This window comes from Pseudoalteromonas sp. SWXJ133 (genome assembly GCF_015864365.1).
GTDB classification, from domain to species: domain Bacteria; phylum Pseudomonadota; class Gammaproteobacteria; order Enterobacterales; family Alteromonadaceae; genus Pseudoalteromonas; species Pseudoalteromonas arctica.
Window position 1 is genome coordinate 25,916 of sequence record NZ_JADYXJ010000021.1, and the last position, 16,828, is coordinate 42,743.

Below are 16,828 nucleotides of genomic sequence, written 5' to 3' on the forward strand. Positions count from 1 at the left end.
GAGTCTAAAATTTTACAGTGAAATTATTTAATGAAACTTAAAGCAATTTATAGCGCACTACTTGTTGCCGCTTCTTTTAGTCCTTTTTTTAGTAACAGTGCATTTGCATCAGACTCTCTTCGTGTTGCTACTTTTAATGTAAGTATGGATGCAACTAATCACACACCTAAAGGTGAGCAAGTTAAAAGTGATGCTTTAGTTAATGCACTTAAAGCAAACCACCAGCAAATTAAGAATATAGCGGAAATTATTCAACGTGTTCGCCCTGACATTATTTTACTTAACGAATTTGATTACATCCCAAAAGAGCAGGGAATTGAATACTTTAATAAGCATTATTTAAATGTAGGTCAGCAAAAACAAGCCGCTATTAATTACCCTTACTCTTATATTGCCCCTGTAAATACAGGCCTAGCCACTGAGTTTGATTTAGATAACGATGGCAAGAAAAATGGCGTGATGGGCGATGCACAAGGTTTTGGCTTTTTTGAAGGCCATTACGGTATGGCTATTTTGTCAAAATACCCAATCGATTTTGATAAAGTAAGAACCCTTCAAACCTTTAAATATAAAGACATGCCAAATGCACAAATGCCCGTAATGCCTAAAACAGGCGAAAACTGGTATAACGCACAAGAATGGCAAGCACTTAGACTTAGCTCTAAATCGTTTTGGGATTTACCTATTAACGTAAATGATAAAACCATTCATGTTATTGCATCTCACCCAACACCCCCTGTATTTGACGGTGAAGAGGATAGAAACGGCAAACGTAACCACGATGAAGTAAGGTTAATTGCCGATTACGTTTCAAACGCTAAGTATATTTACGATGATAAAGGCGAAAAGGGCGGTTTAAAAACTTACTCTCGGTTTGTTATTTTAGGCGATTTAAACGCCGCACCAGAGGGCGATAAAGCCCGCACAAATACCACCGACCAACTACTTAAAAACCCATTGATAAACGCTCACTTTGTTCCAAAAAGTGAGGGCGCTAAAGAGCAGTATGATGTGCCTTATGCACAAAATTACAGTGCTAATTGGCAAGCGCGTGTTGATTACGTTTTACCGTCAAACTACGGCTTAAAAGTTAAAGACGGTGGTGTGTTTTGGCCAACTAAAACGAGCAATGAATATCGTTTAATTAAAGACAGAAACGCATCGAGCGATCATCGACTGGTGTGGCTTGATTTAATCGTTGAATAACGCCTATTAACAGGGGATGCGCTAGTAAACTGAGCTTTACCCTGTTTAATGGCTATTTATCTTAAAAAATTGCAATAACTTGAGTGCTTCTGCTTAAATACGGCTTAATTATAATAACCGTATAGAAGCACTATGATTTTTAATTTTTCTTCATCTAAAACGTTAGTGGCCTTAGCTGTTGCCTCAAGTGTCATGCTTGCAGGTTGTAGCGCGACCGCTAACACCTCATCAACACAGCAAAGTGCTTTACCAGCAACATCGGTTGCTGCGGTTGTAAACACGCCAGCAGATGCCGGCTCACAAAAAATAACGTTAGAACAAGCAATGGCCGATCCTGATTGGATGGGCAATCAACCAGAGAGCGCTTATTGGGCTAGCGATTCGGCTACTATTATTTATGCTCAAAAAGAGCAAGGTAATACACTACGCGATTTATTTAGCCAATCGGTTACTAGCCAAACAGCAGAGCAGGTAGCACTTAATAAACTTCATACTGTGGGTTCAAATAAAGCTGTTTATTCAAAAAATAAAACAATGGCGGCCTACACGTTTAAAGGCAATGTGTTTGTTAAAAACCTAAAAACCGGTGAACTTAAACAAATTACAGCGACATCAGCAAGCGAATCTAAACCACAATTTTTAAATAATGGCGATTTAGTTTACCGCCAAGGCAATGTATTTTTTAAAGTTGATTTAAAAACAGGCTTAACGAGCGAGCTTGCTAACTTAAAACTTGGTGATGAGCCAAAAGGGATTGAAGAGCCAAGCACGTATATTGCTAAAGAGCAGCATAAATTGATTAAGTTTGTGGCGCTTCAACAAAAAAACAAAAAAGATAAGCAAGCACGTAATGAGCAAATTAATGAACAAAACGATTCAATTGCTAACACGGCTTACTACTTAGGTGATGGTAATAAAGTTGCAGAAGCACAGCTTTCGCCAAATGGTGATGCGCTGTTAGTCGTTGTACAAAAGCAAACAGATTGGCGCGGTGATGGCGATATTATGCCTAACTACATTACAAATGACGCCACTATAGAACCTAAAAAAGCACGCCGCCGTGTAGCCGATGCTAAAGAAGAAACCTCAAAGCTTGTGTACATCAATTTAACTAACAAAGAGCAAACATCACTTAGCTTTAATACCTTACCGGGCTTTGATGAAGATGTTTTAGCCGCAGTTAAAAAAGAAAACTATGCACGTGATGGTAAAACATATAAGTCTAAAAAGGCGCCTCGTGGCATTAACCTTATTATGGACTGGGGGTTTGAGCAAAGCCCAATAGTATGGAACGATGACGGCTCGCAAGTAGCTGTCATGCTTGAAGCATGGGACAACAAAGACCGCTGGCTTGCTACCGTTGATTTTAAAAACAACAAACTTGTCTCGCAACATCGCCTGCATGACGATGCATGGATTGCTTACGCGTTTAACGACTTTGGTTGGTTACATAACTCAAACACGCTTTATTACCTATCGGAAGAGTCAGGTTACAGCCAGCTTTATAAAAAACCAATTAACGGCAAAGCAACTGCGCTAACACAAGGCCAATTTGAGGTTTCTAACTTAACGCTTGCCAGCGATGACAGCGCAATTTATTACAAAGCGAATGTTGAGCACCCAGGCCTGTACGAAATTTACCGTGTTAACCCACAAACAGGTAATAGCGAGCAAGTTACTGACTTAAATGGCATGACTGATTACACGTTAAGCCCAGATGAAACTAAGTTACTCCTTAAGCACTCTACAATTACCATGCCTAATGAGCTTTACGTAGCTGACGCTAAAGCAAATACAAAAGCCACGCGCTTAACGCATACTGTGTCGGATGAGTTTTTAGCTAAAAAGCTAACAGCCCCTAAAATTGTTGCTGTGCCATCGAGCCATACAGATCAACCGATATACGCAAAAGTGTACTACCCAGCTGATTACGTAGAAGGTGAAGTAGGTAAAAACCGCAAAGCGGTTATTTTTAATCACGGCGCGGGTTACTTACAGAATTCACATATGGGGTTTTCGGTTTATTTTCGTGAATTTATGTTCCATTCATTGCTCGCTGATGAAGGTTACATAGTAATGGATATGGATTACCGCGCATCTAAAGGTTACGGCCGTGATTGGCGCACCGCGATTTATCGTCAAATGGGCACACCTGAAACACAAGATTTAGCCGATGGCGTTAAATGGATGGCGCAAAATGCCAATGTTGATACCAAAGCAGTCGGCACTTATGGCGGCTCATATGGCGGCTTTATGACCTTTATGGCATTGTTTACCGCGCCTGAGTTATTTCAATCGGGTGCGGCACTACGACCTGTTACCGACTGGGCACATTACAACACAGGTTACACGGCTAATATATTAAACCATCCTGATGTTGACCCGATTGCATATGAGCGCAGCTCACCAATTTATTACGCTGAGGGTTTAAACAAACGTTTACTCATTAATGTACCCATGGTTGACGATAACGTGTTTTTTCAAGACTCAGTGCGTTTAGTACAGCGCTTAATAGAGCTTGAAAAGCAAAACTTTGAAACAGCTATATTTCCTGTTGAACCACATGGCTTTGTACAGCCTTCAAGCTGGTTAGACGAATACCGACGTATTCATAAGTTATTTAAAGAAACGCTTTAATCTTTAATTCTTAAAGTATAAAAACAAAAACGCCGCATTGGTTTAGTTAACCAATGCGGCGTTTTTATTGGGTTGAACAAAATCTAACTTTATTTTTTATTTTTAAAGTTCTTTTTAAAGAGCTCTATAACAAGTGGTATGGCAAGCAGAGTTCCGCCAATTACACCAATTAAATGTGCGTCAATAGCCACAGTGGAGTTAATAAGCTTTCCAATATCAGCATTAGGGCCGCTAAATTGCTCAAACGCTATTTTAATCCATACGCCTATAAATAATAAATAACCTGACTTTAGCCCTACGGTTATATCTTTAACTGCCCCCCAAATAATTACACCATGCAGTAGAGCACTTAATCCGGTGTAAATATGTATGCTTGGGCAAAACCAGTAAACACCGAGTCCACACCACAGCGCCAGCGCACTTGTATTAAAAGCGTAGCGAGTAGGTGATGTGTATTCGCCATGTAAAAGCCATATTAATAAAACACCACTGGCATTTAATCCCAAATGAGCCCAATTAGCATGAACAAATTGGCTAGAAAAGATTCGCCACAGTTCGCCTTCATCAATTAGGCTTCGGTTAAATTCAAGTAAATTATTTAAATCAAATGCAGCAAAAATGGTACTAAATAGCAGCAGAATAATAGGCGGTAATATATAACGTGGTTGAATAGGTAAATTAAGCATTTTATTATATTTTTTTAGTCAAAATTTTTGCATATTGTGCCCGTTTAACTTTAAGATGCCAAATACAACTACGTAATTAAGTGTTTTTAGTATTTTTATGCATTTTAAACTTAACTCATTATTTGCCATTGGACTGTGCGCAGTATCACTGCATTCCTTTGCACAGCAAGCAACTCAAATTGAAACTCGCGAACCTGAAGCCGCTACCGGATTAATCCATAAAAAAGTGGTGCAAGGTGATAAATACATGGTTGCTGCGGCAAATCCATATGCCTCAAGAGCCGGTCAACAAATTTTAGCTAAAGGCGGCAGTGCCGTAGATGCTGCCATTGCTACTCAACTAGTGCTTACTTTAGTTGAGCCGCAATCCTCTGGTATTGGCGGTGGTACATTTATGATGTACTACAACAAAGCAAACAATAAGCTGACTAGTTTTGATGGCCGCGAAACAGCACCTGCAAATGCAGACGAAACGCTGTTTTTAGATAAGCACGGTAAAGCCGTTAAATGGATTGAAGCTGTAGTAGGCGGACGCTCTGTTGGTGTACCTGGTATTTTACATGCCTTTGCAAGCGCGCATAAACAATACGGTACATTGCCGTGGGAAGCGCTTTTTAAACCGGCTATTGAACTTGCAGAGCAAGGCTTTGTAATTTCGCCGCGTTTACATGGCTTATTAGCACGCCAGTTAAACCCAGGCGTATTGAGTATGCCGATTATTAACGAATACTTTTACCCAAATGGTAAATTAATCGAAGCGGGTAGCGTTAAAAAGAATCAACCACTTGCTGATTTATACAAAGACATTGCAAAGCTGGGCATTGATGCATTTTACAAAGGCGAAAACGCTAAACAAATGGTTAATGCTGTACAGCACTCTAAAATTGCCCCTGGTAAATTAAGTGTGCAAGATTTAGCAGATTACAAAAGTAAAGAACGCGATGCGGTATGTATACAATACCGTGCTTATAATGTGTGTTCTATGGCGCCACCAAGTAGTGGCGGTGTAGCAGTACTACAAATGCTTGGCCTACTTGAGCATAAAGATATGAGCGCACTTAAACCAAATGGCGAAAAAGCGATTCATTACTTTAGCCAAGCTTCGCGTATTGCATTTGCCGATCGCGATATGTACATGGGCGATCCCGATTTCACTCAAGTACCTACAAAAGAGCTTTTAAACAAAGATTATATTGCCTCACGCGCTAAATTAATTACCGAAACAGACCAAAAAGCCGTAGCCGGTAATCCAGTAGGGTACTTAAGTTATGCAATGGATGATTCATACGAGTTACCTTCTACTTCGCATGTCTCTATTGTAGATAGTAAAGGTAATGCCGTTTCGATGACCAGTTCAATTGAGATGGCGTTTGGCTCTACAGTTATGGTTAATGGCTTTATTTTAAATAACCAACTAACTGACTTTTCGTTATCACCACGTAAAAACGGCAAGCTTGTAGCAAACCGTGTAGAGGCTGGTAAACGCCCGCGTAGCTCTATGTCACCGGTAATGGTATTTAATAAAGATGGCAGCTTACGTTTAATTGTAGGCTCACCTGGTGGTAGTCGTATCATAGATTACGTTGCACAAGTTGTTGTGGGTGTTATTGACTGGAATTTATCAGCACAAGACGCTATTAACTTACCGCGTACAACAAATCGTAACGATTACACCAGCCTTGAAAAAGGCACAACCATTGAAGCCATTGCGCCTGCGCTTACTAAACGCGGCCACAATGTACGTATTATTGATTTAAACTCAGGCTTACACGCAGTTGAAGTTAAAAATAATACCTTATATGGTGGTGCCGACCCTCGCCGTGAAGGTGTTGCGTTATCTGATTTAACTGATAATAACGCCACTATACAATTTTAAATTATGTATAATATGCATGCGGGCAGTGAAGCCCGCATGTATTTTCTCTCAATGGTCTGACTAGCTTAATTGTCGTTGCAATTAAACCTTTAACACTGATAATGACAGATCATAACTTAAGACTCCGTTAAAGCCTGGAAATATGACAACTAATACTGATCCTAACTACTTATATATTCATCATTCTGGCCCTGGCCTAATTGAAACACCGCTATTAAATAAAGGCAGCGCCTTTAGTAAAAAAGAACGCGAAAATTTCAATCTTGCTGGTTTACTTCCTCCTCGCTTTGAAACAATAGAAGAGCAAGTTGAGCGTTGTTATCAGCAGTACTCAAGCTTTACCGACAACCTTAATAAGCATATTTACTTACGTGCGATTCAAGATAACAACGAAACACTTTACTACCGTTTAGTGCGTGATCATCTTGAAGAAATGATGCCAATCATTTACACGCCTACAGTTGGCGACGCTTGTGAAAAATTCTCAGACATTTATCGCAGCGCACGTGGCTTATTTATTTCGTATGAAGATCGCTACCAAATTGACGACATTTTACGCAACGCTACCAAAGGTAAAGTAAAAGTTATTGTTGTAACCGATGGCGAGCGTATTTTAGGCCTAGGCGATCAGGGTATTGGTGGCATGGGTATCCCAATTGGTAAATTGTCACTTTACACTGCGTGTGGTGGTATAAGCCCAGCATACACATTACCTGTAATGCTTGATGTGGGTACTAACAACGAAAAACTTTTAAACGATCCTATGTACATGGGTGCACGCCATAAGCGTATTGCTCAAGACGAATACGATGAGTTTTTAGATTTATTCATTAAAGCAGTTAAACGTCGCTGGCCAAATGTGTTACTTCAGTTTGAAGATTTTGCACAGCCGAATGCAATGCCGTTACTTAAGCGCTACCGCAATGAAATTTGTAGCTTTAACGATGACATTCAAGGTACTGCGGCTGTAACGGTCGGTTCTTTACTTGCTGCGTGTCGTGTTAAAAATTCAACCCTAAGCCAACAAAAAGTAGTTTTTGTGGGTGCAGGTTCTGCTGGTTGTGGTATTGCTGAGCAAATTATTAGCCAAATGGTTTTTGAAGGTATTACAGAAGCTCAAGCGCGTAGCCAAGTATTTATGGTTGACCGTTTTGGTTTGCTTAGTGAGGGTATGGAAGGCTTACGCGATTTCCAACAAGCACTTGCACAACCGCAAGGCTCGTTAAGTGATTGGACTTACAGCGGTGAATACGCATCACTTCTTGATGTTATGCACTGTGCACAACCAGACATTTTAATTGGTGTTTCAGGCCAACCTGGTTTGTTCACTGAGCAAGCTATTCGTGCAATGCACGCCGGTTGTGAACAGCCAATTATTTTCCCATTGAGTAATCCATCTAAGCAGGTAGAAGCGCATCCTGCTGATGTGATTAAGTGGACTGACGGTAAAGCGCTTGTTGCAACAGGTAGCCCGTTTGATCCGGTTGAACACAACGGTGAAATTTTCCCAATCCCACAATGTAACAATAGCTATATTTTTCCTGGTATTGGTTTAGGGGTTATTGCAGCTAAAGCAACACGCATTACAGATGCTATGTTAAGTGTGTCTAGCGAAATGCTTGCAGAGTCGTCGCCGCGTGCAAACACAGGTAAAGGCAGTTTATTACCAGCCCTGACTGAAATTGAAACGCTAAGTAAGCGTATTGCATTTGCCATTGCTAAAAAAGCAATCGAGGAGGGCGTTGCTCTTGAGATTACTGATGATGCGTTATGGGCAGCAATCGACAAAAATTACTGGTTACCAAAATACCGTAACTATAAACGTTGTAGTGTTTAATAACGTTTATACGTAATTAAAAGTAAACAGTGTTGTAGCGCAGTTACAACACTTAATAAAAAACAGGCAATTGCCTGTTTTTTTGTGCTTGTTCATATTTAATTAACCGCGTACGGTGTTTACTTGCTTTTACATAATTAAAGGATCGACTTAATGAAAACACTGACTCTTGTTTTAGGTAGTGCACTGGCTTTAAACGTACTTAGTTTTGATGCACTTGCGGCAGCGACTCCCGATGCTCCTCATATTTATGTTAAGGGCGAAGCGACTCTTACTACAATGCCAGATTACGTACAGCTTAGTGTAGGTATTACCGAAGTTGATAAAGACTTAATTGCAGCTAAAAATAAAACCGACTTAACCATCGCCAAGGCAATTAAGCTCGTAAAAGAAATTGGTGTTAAAGAGGGGGATATAAACGCCGGACAAATTTCAATAAACCGTGATAGCCAATACAACCGCACTACCGGTAATCAAGAATTTAAAGGCTTTAAGGTTTCTCGTACATTAACTGTAAAGCTTAGCGATATAAATAAATACCCTGAGTTACTACAAAGCTTAGTTAACAACGGTATTAACGAAATTAATCAAACGCAATTTTTAGCAAGTAACTACAACGAGCTGCATAAAAAAGCGCAAAAGTTAGCAATTAAAGACGCACGGGATGCAGCAAAAGAGTTTAGTGAAGATTATGGCGTTGATTTAAAAGCATTATATAGCGCGTCACTAAGTCCACTCAATGTGCAGTCGCAGCCGTACATGCGTGCAGAAAAAGTAATGATGGCTGATAGCGCACCAAGTAACTATGTACCTGATGCCTACCATGCTGGAGAGATTAAAGTAACAGCCTCAAGCTATGCTGTGTACTACATAGATTAAAATATAGGTTCTTCCTAGGGACGATTAACTCTATGTTGCTCGGTTTTTACTTAGCCCATTAGGTTACAAACCTCGCGCCGCGATTTAATCGCCCCTAGATTGAACAAATTTCAATCCAAATAATTCAACACGCCCTAGTGGTGCTCAAAACGTGCCACCAACTTCTCACCTTGCTCTTGGCTAATACGCGCTATTGAGTTGAGCATATTAGTCACTTCGCGTCTGTCGTATTCATTAGTTACATGCTCATTTATGTCATCAACAATTGCATTTAAATAATTAAATAAACTGTTTCGTGCATCGGTATCTTTATGGGCAACAAACAAAATATTTTTAAATGCCTCAAGCACGTTTGTCATTACGTATGCATCGCCTTTGGCGTAATTACGCAGCGGTGTAAAGTTGTCGTGTAATAACTCATCAAAGCTTGTTTCATGAAGGTATAACAATGGGGCATTATCACTGTGCTTAAACGAGTAGTTAATATCGTTAATTGACAGCCTTTGGATAAGTAAAATACTCAGCATATCAATTGATTTAACCGCAGTACCGGGATCGTTTATGCCCGGGCTCATTGCCTTAACTGCAATTTCTGATATTTGCGTTAACCCATAACGGTAATGATCGCTAATGTACTCTTCTATATAAAAAATAAAGCAGTCGAGAATTTTATTTATCAGCTCTTCATCGTTTGCTATATCTTTATTACATTTTAAAAACGGGTAACCTTTAACTGTAAAATAGCCTTGGTTAACAGAGATATAAACCTTTATATCTTGCTCTGCCAAAATGGCACACAGCTTATCGGTATGTACGCCTTTATAATATCCCTCTGTTTTACTGCTTACCGAATGCCACTTGCTAAAGTCTGGAAAGTCTTCAACTGGGTTCTCTTGTTGTCTTAGTATTATTGTTTTAATTTCGTTTTTAGTTTGGCTAAACAAGCCATTTAATACGTTATCAACCTGAATGGCACGAGAGATTGAATGTATAAAAAACACAAATAAACCTAATGAAATCAAGCCAAAAACAAGTGCAAACAACACACCAATTGAAGGAATAGCCGTACTGCCACCTTCAAGTTTATTAATGTTTATAAGCATAATAATTGAGTAAATTATGCTGCCTAAATAAAAGCCCAAAACCATTTGGTGTGATTTACGCGTAATAAGCCCAGGCACTACGCGGGGCGATAAACTCGCACTGGCCGAATTTAAAACCACCATTACCATCGAAAAACTAAACACAGTAAGCGAAATAATACTCCCCGCTAAAGTGCTTAAAATAGTACGCGCGTTTTCGGCGCTATCAACAAGTACAACCGATATAAACGATTTCAGCTGCTCAATAGGGGCTAAATATTCAACCGACATAGTTATAATGGCAAATACTAAAAAGCCCACTGAAAGCATAGAAGGGTAAAAGCCAATACTGTTAATCATTTCACGGTAACTGTCGGCTACTTTGCGAGGTACAAACATAAAATCCTTATGTAATTTTCTACTTACTTAATACCCTTAGCTTAGCATAGGCATTTATTAAACTTCTGATAATGCTGCTCAAATTTATATGTTATTATCACGCCCACAATAATAAAGCGCATGCTTATGCGATAAAAATAACAGGAAAACGCCGTGATCATTTCAACTTATGCTGCATTACTTGCATTCTTTTACATTTATTTGAGCTTTAACGTAATAAAAGTGCGCCGCGCGGAGCAGATATCACTTGGTGATAACGGTAATACAACGCTACAACGTGCTGTGCGTGCCCACGCTAACTTTATGGAGTACGTGCCAATTGCTTTAATTTTACTTTTTTTGGCAGAGTACCAAGGGCTTGCTAGCCATTACTGTCATATATTAGGTGGTGCGTTATTAATAGGGCGTGTGTTTCAAAATATAGGCATAGTAGAAAAAAGCCTGAAATATCGCCAAATTGGTACCATTACTACATTTTTAGTGATTATTGTTAGCGCCTTTGTATTACTAGTAACACGTGGCTAATTAAAGAAAAGTTAATGAGCAAAATATTTATAATAGGTTTACCGCGTACCGGCACTACTAGTGTGTGCCACGCATTTTTAGAGCTTGGTATTACAACAGCGCATACCGCGTATACTAATTCTTGTTTTGAAAATGCTAACGCGATTGCCGACACTCCCATATTTAATGACTTTAAAGCGCTTGATATTCATTACCCACACTCTAAGTTTATTTATTTAGAGCGCGAATTGAGTGCATGGCTTGTATCAATAAAACAGCTTTTAACGCGTATGCACACTAATTTAACCCGTGCAGATGGGGGCTTTAATATTCATATAAAACGTTGTTATTTAAATACGTTTAGTGAGCTTTCACTTAATAATATTAGCGACGATAGTTACTTAGCAGACTGTTATAAAAAACATTTTAATGATGCTCAAACGTATTTTAATAACCGCGACAACGATTTTTTATCCATTGATATAGCAAAGCCTGATAGCTATAAAAAGTTATGCAATTTTTTAGCGTTAAAAAGTGATAAAACTGATTTTGAAAAAATGAATATGGGCGGCAAAGTTACCGCGTGGAACGATATTAAACACCCGTTAAAAGTTGAATCTACGGCTAAAGGGCGGATAGATAAATTACTGCCTTACAAGATTTTTTAAATCAAATACGTTAAAATCCCCGCATTATTATTTAAGTTGTACAGAACATGTTTGAATTAAAATATCACACCCCATTTGAATGGACCGAAGTTGTCCTTGCTGACTTTAATACTTTTTTACAAGATCACGCCGCTGCAGAAAAAAAAGCATCGGGTATGGCTATGTCTATGCTTTCGCATTATCCAGACAAACGTAAATTAGTAAAAGCTATGACCGACTTAGCGCTAGAAGAATTAATACACTTTAAACAAGTACTTAAATTGCTTTTAGAGCGAGATGTAAACTTAGGTGACGACAAAAAAGACCCGTACATAAAACAAATACGTGCACTGTTTAGACATGGTCGTGATGGTTTTTTAATGGACCGATTACTGGTTGGCGGTGTAATTGAAGCACGTGGCCACGAGCGTTTTTCTTTAGTTGCACAAGCACTTCCTGAGGGTAAAGAAAAAGATTTTTATGTTGCTATTGCTAAGTCAGAAGAAAAACATAAAAACCTATTTGTAGAACTCGCTTACGAATACTTTGAAAAAGAAGAAGTTGATGTTCGTCTAGAAGAGCTGCTTATAGCTGAAGCTAAAATCTGTGAAAGCATCCCGTTTACAGCCGCTTTGCATTAATTAAAACTAGCGTAAAGCGTATTTTCACTCGCTTTGCGCCACACACCTCTGCTCTTATTTCTTTGTTAACCTCTTCATGAATTGTTGATTTGCAATTTGCGAATCAAAATAATAAAAAACACGTTTATACATCTTAATCCATTGATTATAAATACAAAAACCCTTGGTCTCATACTTGCTACCTATACAGTAAGCAAATTGAGGGAAAGGCTTATGTTAAAATTTATTTTTATACTATTACTAATATCTTTTACCGCTATGGGCAGTGAAAGTCATTTAGATTATATAGAAAATGCAAATGGTGAGCGGGTACAAAAAGTATCGCACTTAGTTAAATGGACACATACTCGCTTTGTGTTTACCCGTGATATTTCTCGTATTGCACTTGGCCACGAAACAACACTTGATGTAAACGTGGTAAATGGCCGTGAGCTACTAATTTTAGCTAAAAAGTTGGGCCGTACATCTATGATGGTGTGGTACGACGATAAAAGCTCTGAAACATTTTTACTTGGCGTAACCGAAGACTACAGCGTACTGGAAAATGCCTTAAACGATATTCATCCTGACGTACAGCTAACCATAGCGCCTGATCGCCATGCGGTTGTATTACGCGGTGAAGTACCTACTATAAATTATCGTCATGCCGCTTATGAAGCTGCAAAAAACTACCTTTATGCCAGTAGCTCACAAGCATCACAACCAGTTATAACCTCAAATCCTAACCAAGGTATGTTTAATTCACTTGCTCAACGCTTGCAAGGCTTAGGTAACGCAAACGGCGGCAGCTCTCAAAACTCGAGTAAAGTCGCTATTATTAATTTAATAAAAGTAACTCAAGCACCCAAGCCAAAAGAAGAGCGTATTAGCGAAGTGATTAAATCAATGGGCGCAGATAAAGTGACCATTAAACGCATCTCGGTTGATGAGTTATCAAATGACGACAACGATGTGTTTTTACTTTCCGGCTCTGTAAAAAACCAGATAGAGCTAGTGCGCTTATTAAATACAATTAATAAATTATTCGAACCAGAGCAAGCATTACAAACTCAGGGTTCTCCTCTTGATCCTAATAATTTAATGGGCGGCGCAACGCAGGATAAAAGTTCAGGTATTGAAGTACTTGCCAACGAGTCAGGCGGTTTAATAAATGATGCTACCTCAGGATTAAATTTAAGTAATGTAAGTTCAAACATTGCAAGAGCAACGTTGCTGTCAGTGGCTGGCGGTAAAGTTTTGTCGAGTATTGAAGTTGAAGATTTACCGCAAGTGCGTGTATCGGTGCAGCTATACGAAGTAAATCAACGTAGGTTAAAGCAATGGCGCCCAGATATTAGCGTGCTCTCTAATGGATATGAAAAAGAAGCGGGTTTATTTGGCCGTGACGGTATGACTAATCGTGAATCTGGCTCTGCAACAATAGAAAATGCGCTGCAATTAATTGGCGGTCAATTAACTAATAACTTACAGCTTTCTACCTCACAGTTTGCCATTGATATGTTATTTTCATTACTGGAACAAGAAGGTATTTCTCGAACGCTTTCTCGCCCTACAATAACAGTTTTAGCCGGTGAAAGTGCCGTGTTTAAAGTCGGTGGTGAAGTACCTGTACCTACAAGTTATAGCCCTTCAGGAATTACAAGCGGGCAGCAAGGTAGTAGTGGGTCGGTGTTTAGCGGTACAGAATTTAAATCATTTGGAGTTGAATTAAATGTACGCGCCATGGTTGACGACAAAGATAGAATAACACTTGATCTAAACCCAGTAATTTCATTACCCGATACCACGTTAACCGCCGAAATTGCACAAAGCACAGGCAGCAGTTTAAACAGTAGTGCATTTAATACACGCAGCATGCAAACATCAACGCGTTTAAAAGACGGACAACCTCTTATTATTGGTGGCTTAATTAGCACTGATAACAATGCAAGCCACGACTTTGTACCTGATGGCAACGGCAATAGCATGCTAGGAAAGTTAAGCGAAACAACCAGTAAAAGTGAAAACAACCGCGAGCTTATAATTGTTGTAACTCCAAACCTGGTGCGTGAGCCAATTAATACATTACGTTCGTGGGAGCAGGCAAATATCGACACCCAGGTACTTAGCTATATACAGGAGCAAGGGCTATGAAAATATTTTATATTATTTTACTGCTTACTTTATCGGGTTGCGCTCATATTGATTACAAGCCAACAGTAAATCCTTACAACGCGTTGAGTGACATCGTTAAAAAATACCAATTAAATGCCCAACCATTAAAGTGTGAAGGTATAAATGCAAGTAACTGTTTAAACCTAGTGCATGAAGTGAATCAGTTAATGCTTGAACACTCAGATAACACGGCAATACTGTCGATATCGGCATATGTACTTTATAAAAGTGGCCGTGCTAATCAATCTCAACAAGTTATAAACACATTACTGAATAAAGCTAATCCACCATTAAATGCAATTACTTTAGGGGTTACGTTAGCAATAGAGCAAGGTAATTTAGCTAAAGCAAAAAGCATTGCTCAATACGGCGTCGATGTTTTTGGTACACATGCTTCACCATACCTGCAAATGGCCTCTATACATTATGCCCAGGGCAGTTACGTTATAGCTTCAAACTACTTAGAGCTTTCGGCTAAGTTTGGCTTAAATAGCACCGCCTATTTTTACCATAAAGGGTTAATTGAAGAAGCTAATACCAATAATTTATTGGCTTGTGGCTATTATGAGCAAGTTTTACGTGCAGAACCCACGCATAAAAAAGCACTTGCTAGGCGCGGTAAACTCTCCGTTTTAGGTAATTGTTATTCTTAAGGCCTTCGGGCCTTTTTTATACCTAAAATTTGGCATTATTAAGGAGCCAAAACCACTTTATTATTTATCAAAAATAGGAGTAAAGCTTACGCTCATCCTACGTTTTATACATAACCTCACAAGACTGCTTTTAATATTTACCCCTTACACTATCCATCAGTTTTAATAATACTTTCAATAACGTAAACCTAGCATTATTTATCTAAAATATTTTTAATATTGATTTGCATTTTGCAAATCAAAAATGAAAACATCTAATAAACAGTAACCATTAAAAACATAACCAACTGTATTTAATAGTTATTTATAGCTGGCATGGTCCTCGCAATATATAAAGTGAGCATAAGCTCTTCTAATTTAAAGGCTACGATTATGAAAACTATTAAACATAACTTAAATAGCAAAAAGCAAAAAGGTTTTGTACTAACGTCAGAGCTAATCATTCTTTCTACTTCAATGGTAGCAGCACTTGTAATTGGTTTATCTACATTACGTGACTCGGTAACCAGCGAACTTGAAGATGTAGCTGAAGCAATTGGCTCACTTGACCAAAGCTATGTATTTGACGGCATGATTAACGCCGAAGGCACTGCTGAAGCGTCTGGCTCTGGGTTTGTAGATTCAGTTGATGTGTACGCAGGCGATGGCAGTTCATTCACTTTTGTTGCATCAGACTTTAGTGAAAGTGCCGCACTTGTTAATGCAACACCAAGCGGCGATGCTGCATCACGTACAGCAGCTGGCGGTTCACAAGGTAACTAACGCAAGGTATCCAATATAAGGCAACCAGGTTTGAATACCAAGCTTAAGGCTCACTGCCACAAAAGTGTGGCAGTGAAAGTTACTCTGGAGGAATATTATGAAAAGTAAAAGTAACAAAGGCGCAACCACTGCGGCTCTCACATTACTCATCACCTCTGGCATGTTAGCTTCGGCTTTGGGCATTAGACAGGTAAACGATGAAAATAGCGTAACAGCCTGGGTAGTAAACAAAAATATGTCGGCCGGTCAAACAGTAACCGTTCACGATGTAGAGCAAAAAAGTATAGATCCAAGTAACTATTCAAATATTGCACTGAGCGTTCAAAACCCACGTGCATTAATTGGTCAAAAATTAGCAACTAACAAAATGGTTGAACAACCCTTGTTCGACACCGATTTTATTAGAGCGAAAAGCCAAAACTTATCAGAAGCCATTCCGGCAGGGCGTGTTTTATATACTTTAAAACTAAACACCTTAGATATTCCGCTTTCGCGCATACACAAAGGTGACCGACTCGACATAGTCGCTAAAACTAATCGCTTAGTAAGAACAGTTGCCCGTGATGTACAGCTTATTGGTGTTTCAAAAGGTCCTAAATCGCAAGCCGCTAAAAGTGGCGTAATGGATAATTTAGCTAAAGAGTCTAATTCTGCTGCGGGCGGTGTTTCATTAGTCCTTGCGGTACTTCCAAAAGATGTTTATTCGTTGGCGGGTATAGATAACGCCGACAAAGTTTCAATTATTGTGCATAGCGCTTATGACATTGAACAAGGTCGTTTGCAAAACTTTTCACGCTTACAAACCAGTCGCACAATCGAAGTGGTTAAAGGCGTTAAAAATGAAGCTGTATATGTAGCTAAGTGA

General features: G+C 39.1%; 14 protein-coding genes. 12 read left to right on the forward strand and 2 right to left on the reverse strand.

Features of this window, described 5'->3' with window-relative positions; all coding sequences use genetic code 11:
• Positions 1 to 30: 30 nt before the first annotated feature.
• Together I6F40_RS14520 and I6F40_RS14525 are read left to right on the forward strand one after the other, a co-directional pair.
• Positions 31 to 1,206, forward strand: a complete 1,176-nt coding sequence (locus tag I6F40_RS14520) for an endonuclease/exonuclease/phosphatase family protein (protein WP_197175184.1) — start codon at positions 31 to 33, stop codon at positions 1,204 to 1,206.
• 132 nt (positions 1,207 to 1,338) lie between these two features.
• Complete coding sequence (locus I6F40_RS14525) at positions 1,339 to 3,843, forward strand: S9 family peptidase (protein WP_197193123.1); 2,505 nt, start codon at positions 1,339 to 1,341, stop codon at positions 3,841 to 3,843.
• 89 nt (positions 3,844 to 3,932) lie between these two features.
• On the opposite strand, the gene rrtA is transcribed toward I6F40_RS14525, so the two are convergent.
• Positions 3,933 to 4,529, reverse strand: a complete 597-nt coding sequence (rrtA, locus tag I6F40_RS14530) for a rhombosortase (protein ID WP_197193124.1) — start codon at positions 4,527 to 4,529, stop codon at positions 3,933 to 3,935.
• A 97-nt stretch (positions 4,530 to 4,626) separates the two neighbouring features.
• On the opposite strand from rrtA, the gene ggt reads away from it, so the two are divergent.
• The 3 genes from ggt to I6F40_RS14545 all read left to right on the forward strand — a co-directional run bounded on the left by ggt (position 4,627) and on the right by I6F40_RS14545 (position 9,121).
• Positions 4,627 to 6,405: a gamma-glutamyltransferase gene (gene ggt / locus I6F40_RS14535; protein WP_197193125.1), complete on the forward strand. Its 1,779-nt coding sequence runs from the start codon at positions 4,627 to 4,629 to the stop codon at positions 6,403 to 6,405.
• A gap of 142 nt (positions 6,406 to 6,547) precedes the next feature.
• The gene (locus I6F40_RS14540; RefSeq protein WP_007586692.1) at positions 6,548 to 8,242 is read left to right on the forward strand and encodes an NAD-dependent malic enzyme; all 1,695 of its coding nucleotides are present in this window, start codon (positions 6,548 to 6,550) and stop codon (positions 8,240 to 8,242) included.
• A 153-nt stretch (positions 8,243 to 8,395) separates the two neighbouring features.
• Positions 8,396 to 9,121: an SIMPL domain-containing protein gene (locus I6F40_RS14545; RefSeq protein ID WP_197193126.1), complete on the forward strand. Its 726-nt coding sequence runs from the start codon at positions 8,396 to 8,398 to the stop codon at positions 9,119 to 9,121.
• Positions 9,122 to 9,255: 134 nt separating this feature from the next.
• Here I6F40_RS14545 and I6F40_RS14550 read toward each other — a convergent pair whose 3' ends face one another.
• Positions 9,256 to 10,602: a DUF2254 domain-containing protein gene (locus I6F40_RS14550; protein ID WP_165728638.1), complete on the reverse strand. Its 1,347-nt coding sequence runs from the start codon at positions 10,600 to 10,602 to the stop codon at positions 9,256 to 9,258.
• A 153-nt stretch (positions 10,603 to 10,755) separates the two neighbouring features.
• On the opposite strand from I6F40_RS14550, the gene I6F40_RS14555 reads away from it, so the two are divergent.
• The 7 genes from I6F40_RS14555 to I6F40_RS14585 all read left to right on the forward strand — a co-directional run bounded on the left by I6F40_RS14555 (position 10,756) and on the right by I6F40_RS14585 (position 16,828).
• Entirely contained in the window at positions 10,756 to 11,127 is a 372-nt protein-coding gene (locus tag I6F40_RS14555) for an MAPEG family protein (RefSeq protein WP_197193127.1), read from the forward strand.
• A 14-nt stretch (positions 11,128 to 11,141) separates the two neighbouring features.
• Positions 11,142 to 11,774, forward strand: a complete 633-nt coding sequence (locus I6F40_RS14560) for a sulfotransferase (RefSeq protein WP_197193128.1) — start codon at positions 11,142 to 11,144, stop codon at positions 11,772 to 11,774.
• A 47-nt stretch (positions 11,775 to 11,821) separates the two neighbouring features.
• Entirely contained in the window at positions 11,822 to 12,394 is a 573-nt protein-coding gene (locus I6F40_RS14565; RefSeq protein WP_007586685.1) for a tRNA-(ms[2]io[6]A)-hydroxylase, read from the forward strand.
• 213 nt (positions 12,395 to 12,607) lie between these two features.
• Positions 12,608 to 14,527: a pilus assembly protein N-terminal domain-containing protein gene (locus I6F40_RS14570; RefSeq protein WP_024609061.1), complete on the forward strand. Its 1,920-nt coding sequence runs from the start codon at positions 12,608 to 12,610 to the stop codon at positions 14,525 to 14,527.
• Positions 14,524 to 15,201, forward strand: a complete 678-nt coding sequence (locus tag I6F40_RS14575) for a tetratricopeptide repeat protein (protein ID WP_197193129.1) — start codon at positions 14,524 to 14,526, stop codon at positions 15,199 to 15,201. The genes I6F40_RS14570 and I6F40_RS14575 overlap by 4 nt, the downstream gene beginning before the upstream one ends.
• A gap of 372 nt (positions 15,202 to 15,573) precedes the next feature.
• Complete coding sequence (locus I6F40_RS14580) at positions 15,574 to 15,963, forward strand: hypothetical protein (protein ID WP_197193130.1); 390 nt, start codon at positions 15,574 to 15,576, stop codon at positions 15,961 to 15,963.
• A 97-nt stretch (positions 15,964 to 16,060) separates the two neighbouring features.
• A complete protein-coding gene (locus tag I6F40_RS14585; protein ID WP_007586678.1) occupies positions 16,061 to 16,828 on the forward strand; it encodes a hypothetical protein in 768 nt (255 codons plus the stop codon).

Coding starts and splice junctions, on each gene's coding strand:
- I6F40_RS14520 (WP_197175184.1), top strand. CDS start 31: ATGAAACTTAAAGCAATTTATAGCGCACTACTTGTTGCCGCTTCTTTT.
- I6F40_RS14525 (WP_197193123.1), top strand. CDS start 1,339: ATGATTTTTAATTTTTCTTCATCTAAAACGTTAGTGGCCTTAGCTGTT.
- rrtA (WP_197193124.1), bottom strand. CDS start 4,529: ATGCTTAATTTACCTATTCAACCACGTTATATATTACCGCCTATTATT.
- ggt (WP_197193125.1), top strand. CDS start 4,627: ATGCATTTTAAACTTAACTCATTATTTGCCATTGGACTGTGCGCAGTA.
- I6F40_RS14540 (WP_007586692.1), top strand. CDS start 6,548: ATGACAACTAATACTGATCCTAACTACTTATATATTCATCATTCTGGC.
- I6F40_RS14545 (WP_197193126.1), top strand. CDS start 8,396: ATGAAAACACTGACTCTTGTTTTAGGTAGTGCACTGGCTTTAAACGTA.
- I6F40_RS14550 (WP_165728638.1), bottom strand. CDS start 10,602: ATGTTTGTACCTCGCAAAGTAGCCGACAGTTACCGTGAAATGATTAAC.
- I6F40_RS14560 (WP_197193128.1), top strand. CDS start 11,142: ATGAGCAAAATATTTATAATAGGTTTACCGCGTACCGGCACTACTAGT.
- I6F40_RS14565 (WP_007586685.1), top strand. CDS start 11,822: ATGTTTGAATTAAAATATCACACCCCATTTGAATGGACCGAAGTTGTC.
- I6F40_RS14570 (WP_024609061.1), top strand. CDS start 12,608: ATGTTAAAATTTATTTTTATACTATTACTAATATCTTTTACCGCTATG.
- I6F40_RS14575 (WP_197193129.1), top strand. CDS start 14,524: ATGAAAATATTTTATATTATTTTACTGCTTACTTTATCGGGTTGCGCT.
- I6F40_RS14580 (WP_197193130.1), top strand. CDS start 15,574: ATGAAAACTATTAAACATAACTTAAATAGCAAAAAGCAAAAAGGTTTT.
- I6F40_RS14585 (WP_007586678.1), top strand. CDS start 16,061: ATGAAAAGTAAAAGTAACAAAGGCGCAACCACTGCGGCTCTCACATTA.